The sequence below is a fragment of the Rodentibacter myodis genome, assembly GCF_001999305.1.
Taxonomy (GTDB): Bacteria; Pseudomonadota; Gammaproteobacteria; order Enterobacterales; family Pasteurellaceae; genus Rodentibacter; species Rodentibacter myodis.
The window spans coordinates 97,459-121,118 of sequence record NZ_MLHQ01000011.1; the positions used below are offsets into that span (position 1 = coordinate 97,459).

The following is a 23,660-nucleotide window of genomic DNA, read 5'->3' on the forward strand; positions in this document are numbered from 1 at the left end:
TTATTCCTTTTCATTATGAACAATCTTGAATTAGAACAGCTTCTCCACCAAAAACTCAACGCAGATAAAATCAGCGATTACGCACCAAATGGTTTGCAAGTAGAAGGCAAAGCCAATATCCAAAAAATCATTACCGGCGTCACAGCCAGTCAAGCCTTAATTGATTATGCCGTCAGCCAAAAAGCTGATGGGATTTTGGTTCATCACGGCTATTTTTGGAAAAGCGAAAATCCTTGTATTCGCGGAATGAAAGGTAAGCGAATTAAAACCTTACTTGTAAATGACATCAATTTATATGGCTACCATTTGCCTTTAGATGTACATCCCGAACTGGGCAACAACGCACAACTCGCGGCGTTATTGGGCATTGAAAATTTACAACCCTTAGAAAATAGCCCAGCGAGTATTCCGGTTTGGGGAACATTAGCCGAACCTATTTCTGCAGAAGATTTTGCAGCACGAATTGAACAGGCACTAAACCGAAAACCACTCATTTGCACCGAAAACGGCCCGCACTTAATCCGCAAAATCGGCATTTGTACCGGTGGCGGGCAAGGTTATATTGATTTAGCTGCCGCAAAAGGTTGCGATGCCTTCATTACCGGTGAAGTATCGGAGCAAACCATTCATTCGGCACGGGAACAAGGCATTCATTTCTTCGCTGCAGGACACCACGCCACCGAGCGTTACGGCATAAAAGCCTTGGGTGAATGGCTTGCAAAAGAATATGGTTTTGAGGTGGAATTTAAGGATATTGATAATCCTGCCTAAACAGGAAATAACAGGTTCAACCAAAAGCGATATCATTGCCCCAATGGGGTAAAACAAGTATAATCCGCTCAATTTTTTATTCAACAAACAGGAAAAAATTATGGGTTTCTTAACAGGTAAACGAATTTTAGTCACCGGTCTTGCCAGCAATCGTTCTATTGCTTACGGCATTGCAAAATCAATGAAAGAACAAGGTGCAGAACTGGCTTTCACTTATTTAAACGACAAATTACAACCGCGTGTAGAAGAATTTGCCAAAGAATTTGATTCAAATATCGTGCTTCCGTTAGATGTCGCAACGGACGAAAGCATTCAAAACTGCTTTGCCGAACTCAGCAAACATTGGGATAAATTTGACGGTTTTGTTCACGCCATTGCCTTTGCACCGGGCGATCAATTAGACGGCGATTATGTCAAGGCGGCTACCCGTGAAGGCTATCGTATTGCACACGATATTAGTGCATACAGCTTTGTCGCAATGGCACAGGCTGCACGCCCATATCTTAATCCAAATGCCGCCTTATTAACCCTTTCTTACTTGGGGGCAGAACGTGCTATTCCTAACTACAATGTTATGTGCTTGGCAAAAGCCTCATTAGAAGCGGCAACCCGTGTGATGGCAGCGGATTTAGGCAAAGAAGGCATTCGTGTTAATGCCATTTCTGCCGGTCCAATCCGCACATTGGCAGCATCCGGCATTAAAAACTTCAAAAAAATGCTTTCTGCCTTTGAGAAAACCGCAGCATTACGCCGTACCGTAACCATTGAAGATGTGGGTAATTCTGCCGCATTCTTATGTTCTGATTTAGCTTCCGGTATCACCGGTGAAATCGTCCACGTGGATGCCGGTTTCAGCATCACAGCAATGGGTGAATTAGGCGAAGAATAATCTCTCATCAATTAATCGGCAGGTTGTTTAAATAACCTGCCTTTTCTGTTTTGTGGGCGTGTGATACGCCTTTCTTAATCTTAATGACCAACAATAATCAATCACTATGTTTCAAGACAATCCCCTACTGGCACAACTCAAGCAACAAATTCACGACAGCAAAGAACGTGTGGAAGGTATCGTAAAAGGCACGGATAAAGCCTACGGTTTTTTAGAATGTGATAAGAAAACCTATTTTATTGCTCCACCGGCAATGAAAAAAGTAATGCACGGCGATAAAATCGCCGCCACCATTGAAAAACAAGGCGATAAAGAACAAGCCGAACCGGAATCCCTGATTGAGCCAATGCTCACCCGCTTTATTGCCAAAGTACGTTTCAATAAAGATAAAAAATTACAAGTATTGGTGGATCACCCAAGCATTAATCAACCAATCGGCGCACAACAAGCCAAATCGGTAAAAGAAGAATTGCAGGAAGGCGATTGGGTGGTGGCAAATTTGAAAACCCATCCATTACGGGATGATCGTTTTTTCTATGCCACCATTAATCAATTTATTTGCCGTGCCAATGATGAATTCGCCCCTTGGTGGGTGACGCTTGCACGCCACGAACAATCACGCTATCCGGTGCAAGGGGCGGATCGTTATGAAATGATCGATCAACAAACACGCGAAGATTTGACCGCACTTCATTTCGTCACCATCGACAGTGAAAGCACGCAAGATATGGACGATGCCCTCTATATTGAGCCGATCGAACAAAATGGCGAACAAAGCGGTTGGAAACTTGCGGTGGCGATTGCCGATCCTACAGCCTATATCGCCCTTGATTCACAAATCGAAAAAGATGCGAAACAGCGTTGTTTTACCAACTATTTACCGGGTTTTAACATTCCAATGTTGCCACGTGAGTTGTCTGATGATCTTTGTTCCTTAATGGCAAAGGAAACCCGTCCTGCGTTGGTTTGTTATATTGAAACGGATTTACAAGGTAATATCACGGCAAAACCGCATTTTGTTTCCGCTTACGTGCAATCCAAAGCCAAATTGGCTTATAACAAAGTTTCCGATTATTTGGAACAAATTCCAAATGCTTGGCAGCCCGAGACAACCGAAATTGCCGAGCAAATTCACCACTTACACCAATTCACCCTTGCCCGAATAGACTGGCGTAAAACCCATTCTTTATTGTTTAAAGAAAAACCGGACTATTCTTTTGTGCTTGCCGAAAATGGCAAGGTAGAGGAAATCAAAGCCGAATACCGCCGCATTGCGAATCAAATTGTGGAAGAGTCGATGATTATCGCCAATATCTGTGCGGCTCAATTCTTAAACGAAAATGCCCATACGGGAATTTTCAACACGCATAGCGGGTTTGACAAAAAATACTTAGAAAACGCCCACAACTTCTTAATGGCAAATTTAGCCAATGAAGAAAATCAAGCGGAACTGGCGGAACGTTATTCCGTAGAAAATTTGGCAACCTTAAAAGGCTATTGCCAAATGCGCCACGATATTGAACCGATTGAAGGCGATTATTTGGAATTCCGTTTACGCCGTTATTTAACCTTTGCCGAATTTAAAGCGGAGCTTGCTCCACACTTTGGATTAGGTTTGGAAGGCTACGCCACTTGGACTTCGCCGATTCGTAAATATTCCGATATGGTAAATCATCGTTTAATCAAAGCCGTACTGACACAACAAAACTGTGAAAAACCACAAGATGAGGTGTTAGCGCGCTTACAAGAAGCTCGCCGCCAAAATCGCTTGGTGGAACGTGATATTGCCGATTGGCTGTATTGCCGTTATCTTGCCGATAAAGTCGCCAAAAATGCCGAATTTGAAGCAGAAGTGCAAGATGTAATGCGTGGCGGTCTGCGTGTACAATTATTGGAAAATGGTGCGTCAATGTTTGTGCCTGCCTCAACCCTTCACAATAATAAGGAAGAAATGCAGGTCAATTCTGACGAACTCGCCCTTTATATTAAAGGTGAACGCACCTATAAAATCGGCGATCTGATCAAGGTAAAACTCACGGAAGTAAAAGAAGAAACAAGAAGTATCATCGGCTCGGTGGTTGTATAACATAAAAAATGGCGTTTTCATTAACGCCATTTTTACAATATAACCAAGCAAATCCACAAAGAGAAAATAACCTGAATACTAAGAATGCCACATCGGTGTTCTTTATTAAAATCTAATAATTTCAATCAGTTAAATAATGTGTGCAATATTCCGACTTCTGTCAAAAAGAAGATAAATAAATAATTTCATCCGCCAGTTGATCAATAAAACCTTGATGATGAGAAGAAATGATCATCGGCAAATTTAGTTCCTGCAAAAGTGCGGTCAATTTTTCGGTATTTTTTCCATCAAGTCCATTGGTGGGTTCATCTAATAAGAGGATTTTCGGCTGCATAGCCAATACGCCGGCAAGGGCGGTGAAATTTTTTTCGCCACCGGAAAGAGTATGTACCGTTCGATCTTTTAAATGAGCAATACCAAGCCTTTCCAGCTGTTCTTCCGCCATTATATAGGCTTGCTTGCGAGGGAGATTTTGATTTAACGGCCCGAAAGCCACATCATCCAATACGGTTGGGCCGAAAAGTTGATCCTCCGCATTTTGAAAGCAAATCCCTATCGTGCCACGAAAGGGAGAAAAATCTTTTTCTGTGCGACAGGTTTTGCCAAAGAGTTGAATCTCCCCTTTCGAGATCGGCACAAAGCCAAGCAATGCCAATAATAAGGTGGTTTTGCCCGAGCCAATTTCCCCTTGAATAAAAAGACGTTTAGGTTCATTTAAACAAAAAGTTAAGCCCTGAATAATGGTTTTGTCATTGCGTTTGATAGAAAGATCTTTAACCGCCAACATTTTCTTTTTCCTTTTTAGAACCGAATTGAAAACCACGACATTTTAAGGCAATCTGCGCCGTTTCTGCCTTCAACAGGGCGTGAATCAGCAGTAACGCCACACGTTGCGCCGTCACATAAAAAGTGCGGCGATTTAATCCGGCACGAAACCCGCGGGCGCGCATTGCCATTTCCATTTTTTGATGAAGTTCTCCAAGCAATGCGATGTAACGTATTGTCAGAACAAATAGCTGTATCAATTTTTCAGGCAGGGGCAGTTTTCCAAGGGATTGGATCAGCACGGCATCGTTAATATTCCATAAAAAAAGCCAAAGTGAAAACAGCAATAAATTCATCCGTAAGGTCAGAATTTCTGCCAATTCAATGCCTTCAGGATTCCATTTAAGCCCACCTTCCACAAACTGAAAACTTAATGTCGCCCAAATCAGGAAAATAAAAATCAATAACTTGAGCCAACGTTTAACATAGGGAAAAAATTTTTTTTGATGATGATTCAGCAGAATAAAAAAAGCAAACATCACGCCAATATTAAGCGTGAGAAGCGAAGCTAAATCCTTTAGTCCGCTAATGAGAAATCCCCAGATAAAGAGATAGATCAATCTAAAGTGCGGTTGAAATAATGGGTATTTTTTCATAAGTGAAATGTGGTGCGATCTAATGCTTGTGGGTACATTTTGTTCAGCAATGAAATAACGCCTACACTGATAACGCTATCAAGCAAAAACACAGGCAAATGAGAAATTAACAGCAACCAAGCCAGATTCGTGTAGCTTTTCCCGCCATCCAACATTAATACCAACGCTGCCAATGCACCTGCGCCCCCCACACCAATGACACCCACGCCAATGCCTGTGATAAGACGATCTTTCAATGCCATTTGAGGTGTTAAAAATGAACGGAAAAGATAATGGGCAATCACCGCCGGTATCACCATTATGCAAAGATTTACACCAAGCACCGCAAAACCGCCGAATGAGAAAAATAAAACTTGTAATAGTAACGCAATAAGAAAAGCAGGAAATACCGCCCAACCGAGAAATAGCCCCGCCATACCGTTTAAAATTAAATGCACACTACCAATTCCCACAGGAATGTGGATCGTTCCTGCCACAAAAAAAGCGGCAGAAAATAATGCCGCAAGCGGCAAACGCTCAGTCTCTAAACAGCGTAATCCCACGGCTACGCCCACCACTGCAAGGGCTGTGCCAATTAATAAAATTGGTGTGTGTAATACACCTTCGGATAAATGCATTATGACCGCCCTTGCTTAACTTTGCGTGCATTTAACCACGCTATCAATCCGGCGATACCAACAATATAGCCAATACCGCCCAAAATATCGTGCAGATAAATTTTGTCTTTGAGACGGGCAATGTCTTCACGCAATAGCATCAGATCTGATGAGTTATCGTTTGAGGCTACGGCACGATCTGCCACCACGGCGACACGGTGTCCTTCTTCCCCTTCTACCACCACTTTTAAAGTCGTATTGGTGACATCCGGCACGCTAATATTAAACGTCCCCTTAGTATCGGTTTTTGTATTTAAAATCGGCTCATTTATGCCGGAACGGAACACTTCCAAATAGGTTTCGGTAGCGGGTGTCATATCGGAATAATAGGCTTTTCCCGAAAGCTGCCGCCCGTCATATTGAGCAAAGGCATAAAGTGCGTGAGCATTGGCATTTGGCAAATATAATGCGATGAAAAGTGTGGTCAAAAATAGCAAAGTTTTCATAAATAACCCGATTATTCCGCGTCAAAAGTCAGCATATATTCAATAGAACGGCGATCATAGTCGGGATGATTTTCGACTTTCTCGTCAAATTCCGCCCACACTTTGTTGTATCCTTTTGTAGGTATAAATTTGGCAATGCCTTTTTCGCTGGTTAAGCTGAAAGGTGCGTCTTCGCCAGCACCGACTTTAATCCCTTGCATTGGTTTTCCATTATGCAATACCAAAATGGAAAGTGGTTCTCCGGCTTGTGCCTTCGTTTGTGGAATAAGTTCATACGCCACATTGTGAGCTTTAAAAGCCTGCTCTCCCCATTTTAAGATGGCTTTACCCAGCTTCATCGGATTAGTGCTAAATTCTGCCTCAGGCACTTCACGCTTTGTTTTTTCCACATACTTTCCGCTAGGCAATTTTGACCATACGCCATTATTAAACTGCATAAACACCATATCGGATTTTGGCGTTAAATAGGCTTCACCATTTTTAAATACATACTCAAGTGCGGTCAATTTTCCTTGAGAATTTAGGTTTTCAATCGATTGGATTTTATGTTGAGGGTAAGTTTCCGTTTCTAAATGCCCGAATTTCATCACATATTCACCTTGTGATGGAGTCGGCTCAAGCCAGATATTATGTGCATTTGCGATGGAAAAAGTAAAAAGTGCGGTCAATCCCAGCGTTATTTTTTTCAATTTCATTTTCTATCCTATTTGTGAAATTTTGCCTATGATAAAATATGAAGTAACTTCATAGTCAAGCAAATTCTAAGGGAAACCAATGAAAATCGGTCAACTTGCCAAAGCCTTAAACTGCACCGTAGAAACCATTCGATTCTATGAAAAACAAGGCTTGCTCCCTGCCCCACAACGTACAAGCGGTAATTTTCGGCAATACAATGCCGATCACGTGCAACGCCTCTCTTTTATTTGCCATTGCCGTAGTTTGAATTTGTCATTAAGTGAAATTAAAACCCTTATTTCACTGGAAAATCAGACTGAACAACGTTCGGAAGAAATTAATAAATTACTAGATCGTCACATTAAAGATATTGCAAAACGCATTCACGAATTGGCGCATTTGCGAATGAAATTAATTGAATTGAGAGAAAAAACCGCCACAACCGATGAAGATCCAATGAAGTTATTACTGCAACACAGTGGCGTGAAATTTGTACGATTATCCCGTTAAAATAAAAAACCGCACTTCGGTTTCCCCAAAAGTGCGGTTGTTTTTTACAGCGTTTTTAAAGTGCTTTTAAAATATCTTCAACACGATCTTTCGCATCACCAAAGAGCATTTGGGTATTCTCTTTGAAGAATAATGGATTTTGCACGCCGGCATAGCCCACTGCCATTGAACGTTTGAACACGATCACATTTTGCGCTTTCCACACTTCCAATACCGGCATTCCGGCAATTGGGCTATTTGGATCTTCCATTGCCGCCGGATTCACGGTGTCGTTTGCACCGATCACCAAAACCACATCGGTATCTGCAAAATCATCATTGATTTCATCCATTTCAAGCACCACGTCATAAGGCACTTTGGCTTCGGCTAAAAGTACATTCATATGACCCGGTAAACGGCCGGCAACAGGGTGAATACCAAAACGCACATTTACACCGCGTTCACGCAATTTTGCCGTAATATCTGCAACCGGATATTGCGCTTGCGCCACCGCCATACCGTATCCCGGCGTGATAATAACAGAACCGGCATTTTTCAATAATTCTGCCACTTCTTCTGCCGTGGTTTCACGGTGTTCGCCTTGTTCTTCTTCGGAAGAAACCTGAACATCGTTACCAAAACCACCAGCAATCACGCTGATAAACGAACGGTTCATCGCTTTACACATAATGTAAGAAAGAATTGCACCGGAAGATCCCACCAGCGCACCGGTAACGATAAGCAAGTCATTATTCAACATAAAGCCTGCCGCCGCCGCAGCCCAACCGGAATAGGAATTAAGCATTGAAACCACCACCGGCATATCCGCACCACCAATGGAAGCCACCAAATGCCAACCGAATGCCAACGCAATAGCCGTCATTAATAACACCGGGAAAATACTATCCGGATTTTTCAAGAAGGCGATCATCAACAAAGCAGAAACCACGATAGCCGCTAAATTTAATTTATGGCGATGTGGCAACATTAGGGCTTTAGAATTAATTTTGCCGCTTAACTTACCAAATGCCACCACAGAACCGGTGAAAGTTACCGCACCGATAAAGATACCAAGAAATACTTCCACATTGTGGATATTGCTCAATACGGCTTGTTCGGCAACAAATGCCGCTTGTGCTGCGGTATCTAAATTCTCAGGCACCACTGCTTCGTGATGTAAACCGTAGCTGTTAAAGCCAACCAACACGGCGGCTAAACCAACAAAGCTGTGTAAAATCGCCACAAGCTCCGGCATTTCGGTCATTTCAACTTTTAATGCGCGTTGAACGCCGATCACACCACCGATGATCATCGCAATGATAATCCAAAATGTTCCTTCGGAATGTGGTCCGAAAATGGTTGCCACTAAGGCAATTGCCATTCCGACAATACCAAACCAACAACCTGCTTTGGCGGTTTCGTGTTTAGAAAGCCCCGCTAAGCTCATAATGAAAAGTAATGCCGCTAAAATATAGGCAGCCTGTACTAAACCTTCAGACATTGCGCTCTCCTTAACCTTTTCTAAACATTGCTAACATACGTTGCGTGACACGGAAACCACCGAAAATATTGATACTCGCCACCAAAATAGCAACAAAGGCGAGTAAATCAATAAAGAGATTACCGGTCGGTTGGCGAATTTGTAATAACGCGCCCACAATGATGATGCCGGAAATCGCATTGGTTACCGCCATTAATGGTGTGTGTAATGCGTGGCTGACGTTCCAAACCACGTAATATCCCACCACACAAGCCAAGACAAAGACGGTAAAGTGAGATAAAAATGCAGCCGGTGCAACGGAGGCAAGCCACAGGAAAAGCACGCCAACCCCTGCCATTACGCCATATTTCACTTTAGGATCGACAGGTTTGGCTTCTTTTTTCTCTGCGATTGGTGCTGCCGCCTTAGCCTCTTGTTTTGGCTGTGCCGATACTTGAATTTGTGCCGGTGGAATTTCTTCCCCATCACGCACAACGGTTACACCACGTAACACCACATCATCAAAATCAATATTGATATTGCCGTCTTTCTCTTTGCACAAGAGTTTTAATAAATTGACTAAGTTTGTGCCGTAAAGTTGGGAAGATTGTGTTGGCAGACGACTTGGGAAATCCGTATAACCAATCACTTTCACTTGATTTTCAGTCGTCACCACTTTACCTGCTTGGGTATATTCGCAGTTACCACCTGTTGCAGCGGCTAAATCTACAATCACCGAACCCGGTTTCATTGAATCAACCATTTCTTTGGTGATTAAACGTGGCGCAGGTTTACCCGGAATCGCAGCCGTGGTGATAATAATATCGACTTCTTTTGCTTGTTCTGCATAAAGTGCCATTGCGCGGCGGTTAAATTCTTCCGACATTACTTTGGCATAGCCGTCACCGCTGCCCCCTTCTTCTTTGAAATCAATTTCTAAGAAGCTTGCGCCCATACTTTGGACTTGTTCTTTCACCTCCGGACGGGAGTCAAAGGCTCGCACAATCGCACCAAGGCTATTTGCTGCACCAATCGCAGCAAGACCGGCGACACCGGCACCGATAATCAATACTTTTGCCGGTGGCACTTTACCTGCAGCCGTAATTTGACCGGTGAAGAAACTGCCAAATTCGTGTGCTGCTTCAATCACCGCACGATAGCCGGAAATGTTCGCCATTGAACTTAATGCATCCAAGGCTTGCGCACGAGAAATACGTGGCACAGCATCCATCGCAAGAACATTAATTTTCTTCGCTGTAAGTTTTTGCATTAATTCCGGATTTTGCGCACGCCAAATGAAGCTCACAAGGGTTGACCCCTCTTTCATTTGTGCGATCTCTTCATCCGTAGGCGGATTCACTTTAAAAATGATGTCTGATTGCCAAATTTCAGCCGCCGTGCCAATTTTCGCACCGGCATCTAAAAATGCTTGATCCTCAAAACTTGCTTTAAAACCGGCATCGTGTTCCACGATGACGTCAAAGCCCAATTTCAGGATCTGCTGCACCGTTTTTGGCGTTGCCGCCACACGGCTTTCATTATCAAGCAGTTCTCTTGGTACACCAATTAACATACTGTTTCCCTCTGATTGATGATTGGGTTAATGATTGTGTCGAATGAATACTCATTCTCCCTGTAAATGACAAAAGTCAAACAGGTGTAAATGTATCATTGTTCCCATTAAATTTGTTAGCTTTTTTTACTGATTTGACAAGATATTGTGATAGGCATCACAAAAAGGAAAGGAAGGAAATAAAACGGATAAACAAGGTAATTATTACTTAAATTAAAATAATCACTTCATTATTAAATCACTAAAGCAGTAATAAAAAAACGGTGGAAAAATCCACCGCTCTTTTACTTAAATAAAACGATTACTCAACAATTAAAGTACGGCATACATTAGTGTGTTTAATTGACTCATCACCTTGTGTCAATAACACTAAATCACCTGAATTTAAGTAACCTTTTTCTTTTAGCATTGCGATTGCCGCTTGCGCACCGCTTGCACTGCGAGATTCTACATCGCTAAATACCGGAGTTACACCACGGTATAAAGAACAAAGATTTAAGGTTTCTTGGTTACGGGATAAAGCAAAGATTGGTAAGCCTGAACTAATTCGGGACATTAATAACGCGGTACGACCACTGTGGGTTAATGCAATAATAGCCGCTACGCCTTTCATATGGTTTGCAGAATACATAGCCGACATTGCTACAGCTTCTTCAATATCTTCAAACTCTCTATCCATACGGTGGCGGGAAACATTCACGCTAGGCATTTTTTCCGCCCCTAAACACACGCGAGCCATTGCCGCCACGGTTTCTGCCGGATATTGACCTGCTGCGGTTTCAGCCGAAAGCATTACTGCATCTGTACCATCTAATACCGCATTTGCAACGTCCATTACTTCCGCACGGGTTGGCATTGGATTGCTGATCATTGATTCCATCATTTGCGTTGCCGTGATAACCGCACGATTTAATTGACGGGAACGGCGAATGAGTTTTTTCTGCACGCCAACCAATTCAGGATCACCGATTTCAACGCCTAAGTCACCACGTGCGACCATAATCACATCCGATGCTAAAATAATGTCGTCCATTGAAGCGTCATCAACCACCGTTTCTGCACGTTCAACTTTTGCCACAATTTTCGCATTTAAACCGGCTTGTTGTGCCAATTCACGTGCATAGTTCAAGTCTGCACTTGAACGAGGGAAAGACACCGCCAAGAAATCAACACCGATACGTGCCGCAGTGATAATATCCGCTTTGTCTTTTTCGGTTAACGCATCAGCCGATAAACCACCACCTAATTTATTGATACCTTTGTTATTTGATAAAGGACCACCAACGGTAACCTCAGTGAACACTTTAGCCCCTTCGGTTGATAACACTTTTAATTGAACACGACCATCGTCCAATAGAAGAATGTCGCCAGGAACAACATCTTGAGGAAGGGTTTTATAGTCTAAACCTACTGCTTCTTGATTGCCTTCACCTTTTGGCAATTCGGCATCAAGAATAAATTTATCGCCTACGTTTAAGAAAATTTTGCCGTCTTTAAAAGTTGAAACACGAATTTTAGGTCCTTGTAAATCACCCAAAATCGCCACGGTTTTACCTAATTTTTTTGCAATAGAACGAACACGTTCGGCACGTTCAATATGATCTTCAGGCGTACCGTGAGAGAAGTTCATACGAACAACGTTTGCACCTGCTGCAATAATTTTTTCAAGATTGTTATCGCGATCCGTTGCCGGCCCCATCGTACATACAATCTTTGTTCTTCTTAGTCTAGACATTATTCTGCTCCGTTAATATTAATATTGAAAACAAACCTGCTCATCCGAAGGTATTTCGGGTGAAATGAATCGGCGCGCATTATACGCTGAAAAAGAGCCAAAATCAAAAAGAGTTCTCCCCTCCCCGACCTTGCTTTGATTATTTTTTTATCATTCATCACAATCTACAAATAAAATTGCTTGTCTTCATTCAAAAAAACATTTATTATCCATACCGCTTTACGCGACTATAGCTCAGTTGGTTAGAGCACCACCTTGACATGGTGGGGGTCACTGGTTCGAGTCCAGCTAGTCGCACCATATATCCCTTTCATAGCCCTACGCAACTTAACGCGGGGCTTTGTTTTATCCAGTGTTTACAAAACTTTCAATTATGCAATTTTTTCGCAAAATTGACCGCACTTTTAGCTATTCTATTCTTTACTGTGCTATATATATACTCCGGTTGGTTATCTTAAAACCGTCCTTTGATATTTCTATCACTTAATTTTATAGATACATCCTCTTTCATCGTGATATCCGCCAATATTGAGTTCAATAATGACACAATATCAAGTATTCATTTATTCCATTTCATTCTAACTAATTCATTTCAATTCTTTCCCGAGGCGAAAATTCTTTTCTACTATATGGCAACGAAAACGATTACGTGAAGAAAGAGCAAATGAACTGGGATTACATTATCAGCGTATTACCGCGTTTTGTTGATGCAACATTAATAACGCTTGCCCTCTCGTTTTGGGGAATTTTATTCTCGTTTACGATTGGTACGATCTGTGCCGTTATCAATACTTATAATGTTAAGCCATTGAATTGGTTAGTAAAAAGTTATATTGAACTTTCACGCAATACACCATTATTAATCCAAGTTTTTTTCCTTTATTTCGGGCTTTCAAAAGTCGGCATCAAATTAGACGGTTTTACGTGCGGCGTTATTGCTTTAGCTTTTTTGGGTGGAAGCTATATGGCAGAAGCAATTCGTAGCGGCTTAGAAGCGGTTTCCAAAGGGCAAATTGAATCTGCACTTAGTATCGGTTTAACGCCATTTCAAGCCTTTCGTTATGTCATTTTTCCACAGGCATTGGCGATTTCCATACCGGCGATTGGGGCGAACTGTCTGTTTTTAATGAAAGAAACCTCTGTTATTAGTGCCGTTGCGGTAGCAGAACTGATGTTTATGGCAAAGGAAATTATCGGAATGGATTATAAAACCAACGAAGCCTTATTTTTATTAGTGGTGTTTTATTTGGTCATTTTACTACCTATTTCACTGTTTATTCGTTATGTAGAACAGCGTACACGGAGCGCAAAATATGGGGTTTGAATTACTATTCCAAGGCAATAATTTTGCCAGACTCTTAAACGGTCTTTGGGTTACTGCGGAAATTGCCTTTGTATCCGTCTTTTTTGCCTGTCTTTTCGGTGTCATTCTAGGTATGGTAATGACAAGCAAAAATGTTGCAATTAAAACTATTTGCCAACTTTATTTAGAATTTATCCGCATTATCCCTTTGCTCGTTCTACTGTTTATCACCTACTTTGGATTAGCAAAATGGTTTGGCATACATTTAGACGCCATCACCGTCTGCATTTGGGTCTTTATTTTTTGGGGAACCGCAGAAATGGGTGATCTTGTGCGCGGCGCGTTAACCTCCATTGAAAAACATCAGGTTGAATCTGCTTATGCCTTAGGATTAACGCCCTTTCAAACTTTTATTTATATTTTGCTCCCACAAAGTCTAAAGCGAGTCACCCCAAGTGCTATCAACCTTTTCACCCGAATGGTGAAAACCAGCTCCTTGGCGATGTTAATCGGTGTAATAGAAGTGATTAAAGTGGGTCAACAAATTATTGAACATTCACTTTTTAGCAATCAATCGGCGGCACTTTGGATATACGGGGTCATTTTCTTTCTCTACTTTGTAATCTGTTATCCGCTCTCATTATTTTCCCGTTATTTAGAAACCCGTTGGGAAAGCTAAGGAATATGTATGGCATTACTAGAAATAAAAAATCTTATAAAAAACTATGGCGAGGTTGAAACATTAAAAAGCATTAATCTTTCCATAGAAAAAGGTGAAGTGGTGGTGATTTTAGGCCCGTCCGGCTGCGGCAAAAGCACATTACTTCGTACATTAAACGGCTTAGAGCCCATAAAGAGCGGTCAATTATTGCTCCAAAATGCCGGTGAGCTTGGCAAAGAGATAAGTTGGATCAATGCACGTCAACGAATTGGAATGGTATTCCAAAGCTATGAATTATTCGCTCATTTATCGGTAATCGACAATATTTTGCTTGGGCCTTTAAAGGTTCAAAAACGTGATCGGGCGGAAGCCGAAAAACAAGCAGATGAATTATTAAAACGTGTGGGATTATTTGAGCGGAAAAACGCCTACCCGCGTGAACTTTCCGGTGGGCAGAAACAGCGAATAGCTATTGTACGTGCGCTTTGTATGAATCCTGAGATTATGTTGTTTGACGAAGTCACCGCCGCGCTTGATCCCGAAATGGTACGCGAGGTACTGGATGTGATTTTAGGGCTTGCCAAAGAAGGAATGACGATGTTGATCGTAACCCATGAAATGGGCTTCGCCCGCCAAGTGGCAAATCGCATTGTTTTTATGGATAAAGGTCAAATTATCGAGCAAGCCAAACCGGAAGATTTTTTCACCAACCCTTCCACAGATCGGGCAAAAACATTTTTAAACATCTTAAACTATGAACCGAGAGGAACAAACTATGAAGAAAACATTTAAAAATTTAACCGCACTTTTTGCTACTGCAACCTTAGCCCTAGGGATTACCGCCTGCAACGACAATACGTCAAGCAAAGAGACTTCACAAACTCCCTCAACCATTGAGCAATTGAAACAAGCCGGCAAAATTCGTATTGGCGTATTCAGCGACAAACCGCCTTTCGGCTATGTAGATGCTCAAGGCAAAAGCCAAGGTTTTGATGTGGAAATCGGCAAAGCCATCACTAAAGATCTCTTAGGTGATGAAAATAAAGCGGAATTTGTGCTGGTAGATGCCGCCAATCGTGCGGAATATTTACTTTCCAAAAAAGTGGATATTATCCTCGCCAATTTCACCGTAACGGCTGCACGAAAAGAAGTGGTTGATTTTGCCAATCCTTATATGAAAGTTGCCCTTGGAGTGGTTTCAAAAAATAGTGCGGTAATTACCGATCTTGACCAATTAAAAGACAAAACACTCATTGTTGATAAAGGCACCACGGCGGATATTTTCTTCACAAAAAATTATCCGAATATCAAATTATTAAAATTTGAACAAAATACGGAAACTTTTGAAGCCTTACGAGACGGCAGAGGCGATGCGCTATCAAATGACAACACTTTCTTATTTGCTTGGGTAAAACAAAATCCGGGTTATACTGTGGGCGTGAAAAGTTTCGGCGATCAAGATGTCATTGCCCCTGCCGTTCGTAAAGATGCAGCGGATTTATTAAATTGGCTCAACACTGAAATTGAAAAACTCTCAAAAGAAGGCGTACTCAAAAAAGCCTATGAAAAAACCTTATTACCGGTTTATGGTGATAGCGTAACTGAAGGTGATATTTTGGTGGACTATAAATAATTTCATACCAAATAAGGGCAAGTTTACTTGCCCTTTTGCGTGATAAATATCTATAAAATACACTAAAAAATATCAATTCTAATCCAATTCCCCTACTCACTCATCACAAACTGTTCCCGTAGCTGGTGGAGTTGATCACGAATTGCAGCGGCTTTTTCAAATTCCAAATCTTGTGCAAATTTGTACATTTGCTGTTCCAATTTTTTGACTTGTTGCTGATATTCTTTTGCATTTTTCGGCGCATTGTAAAGTGCGGTCGGTTCGGCGATGGTTTTGCCGCGTGTTTTACCTTTTCCTTTGTTTGTTGCACCTTGTCCAATATCAAGCAATTCCCCCACTTTTTTGTTGAGGGCTTGTGGAACAATGCCGTGTTCTTCGTTGTATTTCATTTGTTTTTCACGGCGGCGATTGGTTTCGGTAATGGCTTTTTCCATTGATTTTGTAATGCTATCTGCATACAAAATCGCTTTTCCTTTCAAGTTGCGTGCCGCACGACCGATCGTTTGAATAAGCGAGCGTTCCGAACGTAAAAAACCTTCTTTATCGGCATCAAGAATTGCGACCAATGACACTTCCGGAATATCCAATCCTTCCCGCAATAAGTTGATCCCCACCAGTACATCAAATTCACCTAAACGCAAATCACGAATGATTTCGACACGCTCCACAGTATCAATATCCGAATGTAAATAACGCACACGAATACCGTGTTCATCCAAATAATCCGTCAGATCTTCCGCCATTTTTTTCGTCAATGTGGTCACCAAAACCCGTTCATTGTTATCGGCTCTTTGGCGTGCTTCAGAAAGCAAATCATCCACTTGAATCGCCACAGGGCGAATTTCAATTTCCGGATCAATCAAGCCTGTTGGACGCACAACCTGATCGATAATTTCATCACCGGATTTTTCTAATTCATAAGGGCCGGGGGTCGCAGAAACATAAATCGTCTGTGGGGCAAGGTGTTCAAATTCTTCAAAACGCAATGGGCGGTTATCCAATGCAGAAGGTAAGCGAAAACCATATTCCACCAAGGTTTCTTTGCGTGAACGGTCGCCGCGATACATTCCGCCAATTTGTGGCACCGTAACGTGCGATTCATCAATAATGAGAATGGCATCAGAGGGCATATAATCAAACAAAGTCGGCGGTGGTTCGCCTTCATTTCGACCGGAGAGATAGCGTGAGTAATTCTCAATGCCCGAACAATAGCCAAGCTCGTTCATCATTTCAATATCAAACATTGTGCGTTGGCTAATGCGTTGCTCTTCCAGCAATTTGTTTTCTTTGATGAAGTATTCACGCCGTTGCACTAATTCTGCTTTAATTTTTTCAATGGCATCTAAAATGCGTTCACGCGGGGTAACATAGTGGGTTTTCGGATACACTGTATAACGCGGTACAGTGCCTAAGCCCTGTCCAGTAAGGGGATCAAATAAACTCAAACGTTCAATTTCTTCATCAAATAGCTCAATACGCACGGCAATATCGTCCGATTCAGCCGGAAAAATATCAATCACTTCGCCACGCACTCGAAATGTACCACGCTGAAAGGCTTGATCGTTACGTGTATATTGCAACTCTGCCAATTTTGCCAAAATTTGACGTTGATCGATAATCGCACCCTGTTGCAAATGCAACATCATTTTTAAATAACTATCGGGATCGCCCAAACCATAAATCGCCGAAACGGAAGCCACCACAATGGTATCCCGGCGTTCCAAAAATGATTTGGTGGCAGAAAGGCGCATTTGTTCAATTTGATCGTTGATAGACGCATCTTTTTCAATAAAAGTGTCACTGCTCGGCACATAGGCTTCCGGCTGGTAATAATCATAGTAAGACACGAAATATTCCACCGCATTTTCAGGAAAAAACGCCTTCATTTCCGCATAAAGTTGAGCGGCGAGGGTTTTATTGGGTGCAAGCAACATTGCCGGTCGATTAAGTTTTGCAATTACGTTGGCAATGGTGAAGGTTTTCCCCGAACCGGTTACCCCAAGCAAGGTTTGATGGGCAAGGCCGTCATCTAAATTTTCTGCCAATTTTTCAATTGCTTGTGGCTGATCGCCTGAAGGTTTAAAGTCGGAATGAAGAATAAAAGGTTTGCTGTTAATTTTTTCTGCCATAAAAGTGCGGTTAAAATTTGATGAATTTTTGTGGGCGGCATTCTAGCATATTCTCACGCCTAATTAAGGAGAAAATGCAAGTTTTACACAGTGTTAGCAATGTCAAGCGGAAAACCATACAAATTTGAAAAAAATTTTTAAACTTTTTACTGGACTTTATCTAACTTATTGAAAAATAAAGAAATGTTATTTTGCAGTCAATTTTTGATCAGATTCGCAAACCCCTAGTATTTATGGGTATTCTGCGATCTTAATCTTATTTAATCCACAAAGTTATCCACAGTCTTTGTGGATAGAAAAAAATGAGGAAAAAACCTGAGGTAAATATTAAAAATTTTTATTTTCAAGCATTGACAATCGCTTTTTGGAACATTAAAATCCGCCACCAATTCTTCGTGACACAGAATTTATTCCTCCTTAGTTCAGTCGGTAGAACGGTGGACTGTTAATCCATATGTCGCTGGTTCAAGTCCAGCAGGAGGAGCCAATTTTTCTTTTGGCTTAGTTTTCGTTTGTCTCCTTTGACGAATCCTAAATTAGAACCCAAAAGATTTTAAGCCCGTCATATTAATGGGCTTTATTTTTTTCAACTATTTTCCAAACAATACAGCGCCACCCTCTACATCAAGGATTGTACTGTACAGTAAACTGGCAGCAAAAAAGATCACAATACAACCAGCAATCAGTTTAATAACTCTTCCACTATATTTATTCAATGCTTTTGCACCATACCAATGCCCTAATCGAATAGCGATTTGTTTTGCATAACGCACAAGTATGGCAAACAAGGAAAGCATTAGCCCCGTGCCAATTGACATCGAAAGGGTGGCGAAAATGCCCCATATAAAAAGATCGAGCATATAAGCCAGAAAAAGGACAAAAATAGCCCCTGTGCAAGGGCGCAACCCAATACTCATAATCACTAGAAACTGGTTTTTCCATGTGTTTGCTTGTTTTAATTGCACCATATTAGGTAAATGTTGATGCTCGCAACCACAATCCATTTTAAAAGTGCGGTTAATTCTGACCGCACTTTGCTTCATAGAATCAGCACGTTGAACGGACTTTATCTGAAATGCTGCTTTAGGCTTTTTTATTGCCTGTATCATCCAATAAATACCTAATCCCATTAATAAGATTAAAGCACTGCGTTCCAGCCACAGTTGACTTAACTTAAAATAGCGCGAGGAAAGATTCAGGATCACTACAATAATAGACGTTGCAGTTATCGCAACAATTCCTTGAATTAAAGATGAAAGTAAACTGAGCTTTACACTGTTTTTCAATTCACTTTCGTGAGTCGATAAATAACTAGCAATAATAAACTTACCGTGTCCTGGTCCCAGTGCATGTAAAAAACCATAAAGAAAACTTACACCAATTAATGCGATACCGGCTGAAGCAGAATGCTGCTGAATACGATGAAGGCTTTCAGAAATAAGTTGATTAAATGCCTGCTGCCAAGTCACGGATTGTACAAAAACCCAAGGCAAAAACCAAAACATTGCGCTAAATAGAGCCAACACACTAAACAATCGTTTTAAAGGAAAAGTAGATTTCATCATTTACTCACATTGAATATTCACTTTTTGGGCAAAAATCACACCAAGCGTATCATTTTCATATTTTTGCGTTTTGTCTAAAGAAGCAGCATAAGATTGCATTTTTTTATTTACATTCGGCGCAAGCACTTCCCCTTTGCAATATAGAGGAAGACCAGAAAAATTAACAGCACTTTTACCTTCAGGATAAACCATAGAAACATAATAAGTGCGATCATAAGTCATCATCGTAAAAGCATTATTTCGTAACGGTTGAGGATGAACGAGTAAAAAATCAAAATAATACTGCAAGTACATTCCTTTAATATTTACGCCATAATTTTGCACCTGTTTTTTATATCTGATTTTGCGATTATTTTTATCAAACAAATGAGTGAAATAATGCTCGTTCACAATATTATTCATCACATCATCAATCAATTTTTGTTGTGCAATTTTACTTTCGGCTTGTTGCATATCGTATAAAACTGCGGCAGAACTAGCTTCATCTAATGTCCATTTCATTGAAAATCCCACTAATTTATCTTCTTCAATCAAGAGGGCACTTTGCATCTCAATAAAGGCATGCGGGTGAGCCAATGCGATAGAAGCCGAAAACATACCAACCAATAAAAATAATTTTTCCACTTATAAAATCCCCAATAAATGTTTTCTCCGTTCCATTATAATGTTGAAAACATCATATCAAATGCTTATTTGGTAATCAAAAAAGAAATAAATTGAGAAAATTGTTTGATTTATATCAATAAATGATGAAATTGAATTTTGTTTAGCAAGAAATTTTATGTATCATTCCGCACATCAAGTGATTGCTTGATATTCATAAAGTTCCTAAATAAATAATCATAAATATAGCTAAACTACTTTCCTACCACCCGATTCGGGTGGTTTTTTTTCATCTAAAATTTGTGGAGTGTTAGGTAAATCCTAAAACTTCAAGTAAAATGACCGCACTTTTTTTAACTCATAAGAAGGACGATTATGTCATCTCAATTTGTTTATACGATGCATCGGGTTGGTAAAGTTGTACCACCGAAGCGTCATATTCTGAAAGATATTTCCCTCAGCTTTTTTCCGGGTGCCAAAATCGGCGTTTTAGGCTTAAACGGGGCGGGTAAATCCACGCTTTTACGTATTATGGCGGGCGTGGACAAAGAATTTGAAGGCGAAGCGCGCCCACAACCCGGTATTAAAATCGGCTACCTTCCGCAAGAACCTAAATTAGCGCCGCAACAAACCGTACGTGAAGCGGTAGAAGAAGCGGTTTCTGAAGTAAAAGGTGCATTAACCCGCTTAGATGAAGTCTATGCACTTTATGCCGATCCCGATGCGGATTTTGATAAACTGGCGGCAGAACAAGCCGAGCTTGAAGCCATTATCCAAGCACAGGATGGACATAACCTCGATAATCAATTAGAACGTGCAGCCGATGCGCTACGCTTACCGGATTGGGACGCTAAAATCGAGCATTTATCTGGTGGGGAACGCCGCCGTGTAGCACTTTGTCGCTTATTGCTCGAAAAACCGGATATGTTGCTGTTAGATGAGCCGACTAACCACTTAGATGCGGAATCTGTCGCTTGGTTAGAACGTTTCTTACACGATTATGAAGGCACGGTGGTGGCAATTACCCACGACCGCTACTTCTTAGACAATGTAGCAGGTTGGATCTTAGAACTTGACCGTGGTGAAGGTATCCCTTGGGAGGGCAACTATTCCTCTTGGTTAGAACAAAAAGAAAAACGTTTGGAACAAGAACAGGCGGCTGAAAATGCCCGTCAAAAATCCATTGCAAAAGAGTTGGAATGGGTGCGTCAAAATCCGAAAGGTCGCCAAGCGAAAAGCAAAGCCCGTATGGCACGTTTTGAGGAACTAAATTCAGGCGAATATCAAAAACGTAACGAAACCAATGAACTCTTTATTCCACCCGGCCCACGTTTGGGCGATAAAGTCATTGAAGTGCAAAATCTTACCAAATCTTATGGCGATCGCACTTTAATTGATGATTTATCTTTTAGTATTCCAAAAGGTGCAATTGTTGGCATTATCGGGGCAAATGGTGCGGGTAAATCAACTTTATTCCGTATGCTTTCAGGACAAGAGCAACCGGATACAGGCTCTATCACAATGGGAGAAACCGTTGTGTTGGCTTCGGTGGATCAATTCCGTGATGCGATGGATGATAAAAAAACCGTATGGGAAGAAGTATCAAACGGACAAGATATTCTCAATATCGGCAATTTTGAAATCCCAAGCCGTGCTTACGTTGGACGCTTCAACTTTAAAGGTGTCGATCAACAAAAACGTGTTGGCGAATTATCCGGCGGCGAACGGGGTCGTTTGCATTTAGCCAAACTTCTTCAGCGCGGCGGTAATGTCCTCTTATTAGACGAACCAACCAATGATCTTGATGTTGAAACCTTGCGCGCCTTAGAGAATGCAATCTTAGAATTTCCGGGCTGTGCAATGGTGATCTCGCACGACCGTTGGTTCTTAGACCGTATTGCCACCCATATTTTAGATTACGGTGATGAAGGCAAAGTCACATTCTACGAAGGCAATTTCTCGGACTATGAAGAATGGAAAAAGAAAACCCTTGGTGATGCGGCAACACAGCCACATCGTATAAAATATAAACGTATTGCGAAATAATCTTATTGCTTGGTGGGACATCCCACCAAGTTTTTTATTTATGAATATGATAAACCACCATAATTTATCGGAGTAAAAATGTTGATTAAACTACACGTTCTTTTTGCTTTTCTGAGCTTGGGCTTATTATTTATTCGAGGAATAATGCTATGTTTGGGAAAAAACTGGCGAAATATAAAAATCTTAAAAATCCTACCGCATTTAAGCGATACCCTACTATTAGTAAGCGGTCTTTACTTACTGTATCTTTGGGATTTTGACGTGCCTCTTTGGCTTGTAGAAAAATTTATTTTATTGGTGCTGTATGTCTTTTTCTCCACAAAATTTTTCAGTCGAAAACAAGCTCAAAATCGACCGCACTTTTTGATTCTCGCTTTACTCAGTTTTATCGGTGCAATGCTTTTAGCTTATTTTCGTTAAAAAACAAAATACCGAGTATCAAACTCGGTATTTTCTTTTCTTCACTAGCCACCGGCTAACTTCACCTTAAAACCTTTTTGCTCTAAAAGTTGTTTTAATAAATCACGCTTTTCACCTTGAATTTCAATCTTCCCATCTTTTACCGAACCACCACAGCCACAACGTTTTTTCAGTTCAGCTGCCAATTTTTTTAGTTCCTCATCGGGAAGATCCAACCCCGTAATAATTGATATGCCCGCGCCTTTTCGACCACTTGTTTGCTTTTGGATACGTACAATACCATCACCCTTCGGGCGTTGAACCTGTGATTTTTCTTCTTTAATACGTCCACGCTCAGTGGAATACACGAGAACAGAATCAGACATAATTTATTGAGAAATTGAGGCGTTAATTGCACGAAGGACTTCTGCCGGATTTGCAGCCTGCGTAATTGGGCGACCAATCACTAAATAATCCGAACCGGAACGAATTGCAGCCGATGGCGTCATTACACGGCGTTGATCGCCAAAATCTGCTCCAATCGGACGAATTCCCGGTGTGATTAATTTAAAATCCGCACCACAACTGTTACGTAAAATTTCAACTTCTTGCGGAGAACACACTACACCGTCTAAGCCTGCACGCTGCGTTAAATGAGCAAGACGTAATACCTGCTCCATTGGCGAAGCGTTAATGCCGATTTGAAGTAGATCCAAATCTTCCATACTGGTTAAAACCGTCACAGCAATTAAAAGCGGTGCATCTTTGCCATAAGGCTCCAAAATTTTTTTCGCTTCTTCCATCATTTTTAAGCCGCCACTAGCGTGTACATCCACCATCCAGACACCTAAATCTGCCGCTGAACGCACCGCTCTTGCTACCGTGTTTGGAATATCGTGAAATTTTAAATCAAGGAATACGTCAAAATCACGCTGATGAAGTTGTTTAACAAAATCTGTTCCCAAAGTTGTGAACATTTCCTTCCCAACTTTTAAACGACATAAGCTCGGATCAATTTGATCAACTAAAGCCAATGCCTCGGCTTCTGTTTCATAATCCAGTGCAACAATCACTTTACCGGTCATAATTCACCTCTCTAT

General features: G+C 41.3%; 23 protein-coding genes and 2 tRNA genes. 12 read left to right on the top strand and 13 right to left on the bottom strand.

Annotated features, from left to right (window positions below):
• The first annotated feature begins 15 nt into the window (after positions 1-15).
• The 3 genes from BKL49_RS05440 (at position 16) to rnb (ending at position 3,746) form a co-directional block, all read left to right on the top strand.
• A complete protein-coding gene (locus BKL49_RS05440) occupies positions 16-771 on the top strand; it encodes a Nif3-like dinuclear metal center hexameric protein (protein WP_077423600.1) in 756 nt (251 codons plus the stop codon).
• A gap of 100 nt (positions 772-871) precedes the next feature.
• Positions 872-1,660 (top strand): enoyl-ACP reductase FabI, encoded by a 789-nt coding sequence (locus BKL49_RS05445; protein WP_077423601.1) that lies wholly within the window; start codon positions 872-874, stop codon positions 1,658-1,660.
• Positions 1,661-1,766: 106 nt separating this feature from the next.
• Positions 1,767-3,746 carry an exoribonuclease II gene (rnb, locus tag BKL49_RS05450; protein ID WP_077423602.1) on the top strand — a complete coding sequence of 660 codons (1,980 nt, stop codon included), beginning with the start codon at positions 1,767-1,769 and terminating at the stop codon, positions 3,744-3,746.
• A gap of 160 nt (positions 3,747-3,906) precedes the next feature.
• Here the strand turns inward: rnb and BKL49_RS05455 are convergent, their stop codons facing one another.
• From BKL49_RS05455 to BKL49_RS05475, 5 genes are read right to left on the bottom strand one after another with little or no spacing between them, the layout of a single operon-like run.
• Positions 3,907-4,533, bottom strand: coding sequence for an energy-coupling factor ABC transporter ATP-binding protein (locus BKL49_RS05455; RefSeq protein WP_077423603.1), 627 nt, complete (start codon positions 4,531-4,533; stop codon positions 3,907-3,909).
• The gene (locus tag BKL49_RS05460) at positions 4,520-5,167 is read right to left on the bottom strand and encodes an energy-coupling factor transporter transmembrane component T family protein (protein ID WP_077423604.1); all 648 of its coding nucleotides are present in this window, start codon (positions 5,165-5,167) and stop codon (positions 4,520-4,522) included. Before BKL49_RS05460 ends, BKL49_RS05455 begins: the two co-directional genes overlap by 14 nt.
• Positions 5,164-5,784 carry a cobalt transporter CbiM gene (gene cbiM, locus BKL49_RS05465; RefSeq protein ID WP_077423605.1) on the bottom strand — a complete coding sequence of 207 codons (621 nt, stop codon included), beginning with the start codon at positions 5,782-5,784 and terminating at the stop codon, positions 5,164-5,166. Before cbiM ends, BKL49_RS05460 begins: the two co-directional genes overlap by 4 nt.
• The gene (locus tag BKL49_RS05470) at positions 5,784-6,269 is read right to left on the bottom strand and encodes a hypothetical protein (RefSeq protein WP_077423606.1); all 486 of its coding nucleotides are present in this window, start codon (positions 6,267-6,269) and stop codon (positions 5,784-5,786) included. Before BKL49_RS05470 ends, cbiM begins: the two co-directional genes overlap by 1 nt.
• 11 nt (positions 6,270-6,280) lie before the next feature.
• Positions 6,281-6,964, bottom strand: coding sequence for a DUF4198 domain-containing protein (locus tag BKL49_RS05475; RefSeq protein WP_077423607.1), 684 nt, complete (start codon positions 6,962-6,964; stop codon positions 6,281-6,283).
• Between the two features lie 79 nt (positions 6,965-7,043).
• Here BKL49_RS05475 and BKL49_RS05480 point away from each other — a divergent pair, with 79 nt between their 5' ends.
• A complete protein-coding gene (locus BKL49_RS05480; protein WP_077423608.1) occupies positions 7,044-7,454 on the top strand; it encodes a Cd(II)/Pb(II)-responsive transcriptional regulator in 411 nt (136 codons plus the stop codon).
• 55 nt (positions 7,455-7,509) lie between these two features.
• Here the strand turns inward: BKL49_RS05480 and pntB are convergent, their stop codons facing one another.
• The 3 genes from pntB to pyk form a co-directional block, all read right to left on the bottom strand.
• Positions 7,510-8,934 carry a Re/Si-specific NAD(P)(+) transhydrogenase subunit beta gene (pntB, locus tag BKL49_RS05485; RefSeq protein ID WP_077423609.1) on the bottom strand — a complete coding sequence of 475 codons (1,425 nt, stop codon included), beginning with the start codon at positions 8,932-8,934 and terminating at the stop codon, positions 7,510-7,512.
• Between the two features lie 10 nt (positions 8,935-8,944).
• The gene (pntA, locus tag BKL49_RS05490) at positions 8,945-10,486 is read right to left on the bottom strand and encodes a Re/Si-specific NAD(P)(+) transhydrogenase subunit alpha (RefSeq protein ID WP_077423610.1); all 1,542 of its coding nucleotides are present in this window, start codon (positions 10,484-10,486) and stop codon (positions 8,945-8,947) included.
• 301 nt (positions 10,487-10,787) lie between these two features.
• Positions 10,788-12,221: a pyruvate kinase gene (gene pyk / locus BKL49_RS05495; RefSeq protein WP_077423611.1), complete on the bottom strand. Its 1,434-nt coding sequence runs from the start codon at positions 12,219-12,221 to the stop codon at positions 10,788-10,790.
• A gap of 223 nt (positions 12,222-12,444) precedes the next feature.
• On the opposite strand from pyk, the gene BKL49_RS05500 reads away from it, so the two are divergent.
• The 5 genes from BKL49_RS05500 (at position 12,445) to BKL49_RS05520 (ending at position 15,818) form a co-directional block, all read left to right on the top strand.
• A tRNA-Val gene (locus BKL49_RS05500) sits at positions 12,445-12,521 on the top strand.
• Positions 12,522-12,885: 364 nt separating this feature from the next.
• Positions 12,886-13,545, top strand: coding sequence for an amino acid ABC transporter permease (locus BKL49_RS05505; protein ID WP_077423612.1), 660 nt, complete (start codon positions 12,886-12,888; stop codon positions 13,543-13,545).
• Positions 13,535-14,203, top strand: coding sequence for an amino acid ABC transporter permease (locus BKL49_RS05510; protein WP_077423613.1), 669 nt, complete (start codon positions 13,535-13,537; stop codon positions 14,201-14,203). The genes BKL49_RS05505 and BKL49_RS05510 overlap by 11 nt, the downstream gene beginning before the upstream one ends.
• A gap of 9 nt (positions 14,204-14,212) precedes the next feature.
• Positions 14,213-14,977 carry an amino acid ABC transporter ATP-binding protein gene (locus BKL49_RS05515; RefSeq protein ID WP_077423614.1) on the top strand — a complete coding sequence of 255 codons (765 nt, stop codon included), beginning with the start codon at positions 14,213-14,215 and terminating at the stop codon, positions 14,975-14,977.
• Positions 14,961-15,818: a cysteine ABC transporter substrate-binding protein gene (locus BKL49_RS05520; RefSeq protein WP_077423615.1), complete on the top strand. Its 858-nt coding sequence runs from the start codon at positions 14,961-14,963 to the stop codon at positions 15,816-15,818. The genes BKL49_RS05515 and BKL49_RS05520 overlap by 17 nt, the downstream gene beginning before the upstream one ends.
• A 92-nt stretch (positions 15,819-15,910) precedes the next feature.
• Here the strand turns inward: BKL49_RS05520 and uvrB are convergent, their stop codons facing one another.
• On the bottom strand, positions 15,911-17,947 hold the full coding sequence (gene uvrB, locus BKL49_RS05525; protein WP_077423616.1) for an excinuclease ABC subunit UvrB: 2,037 nt from the start codon (positions 17,945-17,947) through the stop codon (positions 15,911-15,913).
• Between the two features lie 411 nt (positions 17,948-18,358).
• Between uvrB and BKL49_RS05530 the strand changes: the two genes are divergently transcribed.
• Positions 18,359-18,434 (top strand) — tRNA-Asn (locus tag BKL49_RS05530).
• Between the two features lie 103 nt (positions 18,435-18,537).
• Here the strand turns inward: BKL49_RS05530 and zevB are convergent.
• Together zevB and zevA are read right to left on the bottom strand one after the other, a co-directional pair.
• Positions 18,538-19,509, bottom strand: a complete 972-nt coding sequence (zevB, locus tag BKL49_RS05535) for a zinc transporter permease subunit ZevB (protein WP_077423727.1) — start codon at positions 19,507-19,509, stop codon at positions 18,538-18,540.
• A 3-nt stretch (positions 19,510-19,512) separates the two neighbouring features.
• Positions 19,513-20,136, bottom strand: coding sequence for a zinc transporter binding subunit ZevA (gene zevA / locus BKL49_RS05540; RefSeq protein ID WP_167367118.1), 624 nt, complete (start codon positions 20,134-20,136; stop codon positions 19,513-19,515).
• A gap of 354 nt (positions 20,137-20,490) precedes the next feature.
• Here zevA and ettA point away from each other — a divergent pair, with 354 nt between their 5' ends.
• Together ettA and BKL49_RS05550 are read left to right on the top strand one after the other, a co-directional pair.
• Positions 20,491-22,161 (top strand): energy-dependent translational throttle protein EttA, encoded by a 1,671-nt coding sequence (gene ettA / locus BKL49_RS05545; RefSeq protein ID WP_077423617.1) that lies wholly within the window; start codon positions 20,491-20,493, stop codon positions 22,159-22,161.
• Positions 22,162-22,239: 78 nt separating this feature from the next.
• On the top strand, positions 22,240-22,581 hold the full coding sequence (locus BKL49_RS05550) for a SirB2 family protein (protein WP_077423618.1): 342 nt from the start codon (positions 22,240-22,242) through the stop codon (positions 22,579-22,581).
• Between the two features lie 44 nt (positions 22,582-22,625).
• Here BKL49_RS05550 and yciH read toward each other — a convergent pair whose 3' ends face one another.
• Both yciH and pyrF read right to left on the bottom strand, forming a co-directional pair.
• Complete coding sequence (yciH, locus tag BKL49_RS05555) at positions 22,626-22,946, bottom strand: stress response translation initiation inhibitor YciH (RefSeq protein WP_077423619.1); 321 nt, start codon at positions 22,944-22,946, stop codon at positions 22,626-22,628.
• 3 nt (positions 22,947-22,949) lie between these two features.
• On the bottom strand, positions 22,950-23,645 hold the full coding sequence (pyrF, locus tag BKL49_RS05560; protein ID WP_077423620.1) for an orotidine-5'-phosphate decarboxylase: 696 nt from the start codon (positions 23,643-23,645) through the stop codon (positions 22,950-22,952).
• Positions 23,646-23,660: the final 15 nt, after the last annotated feature.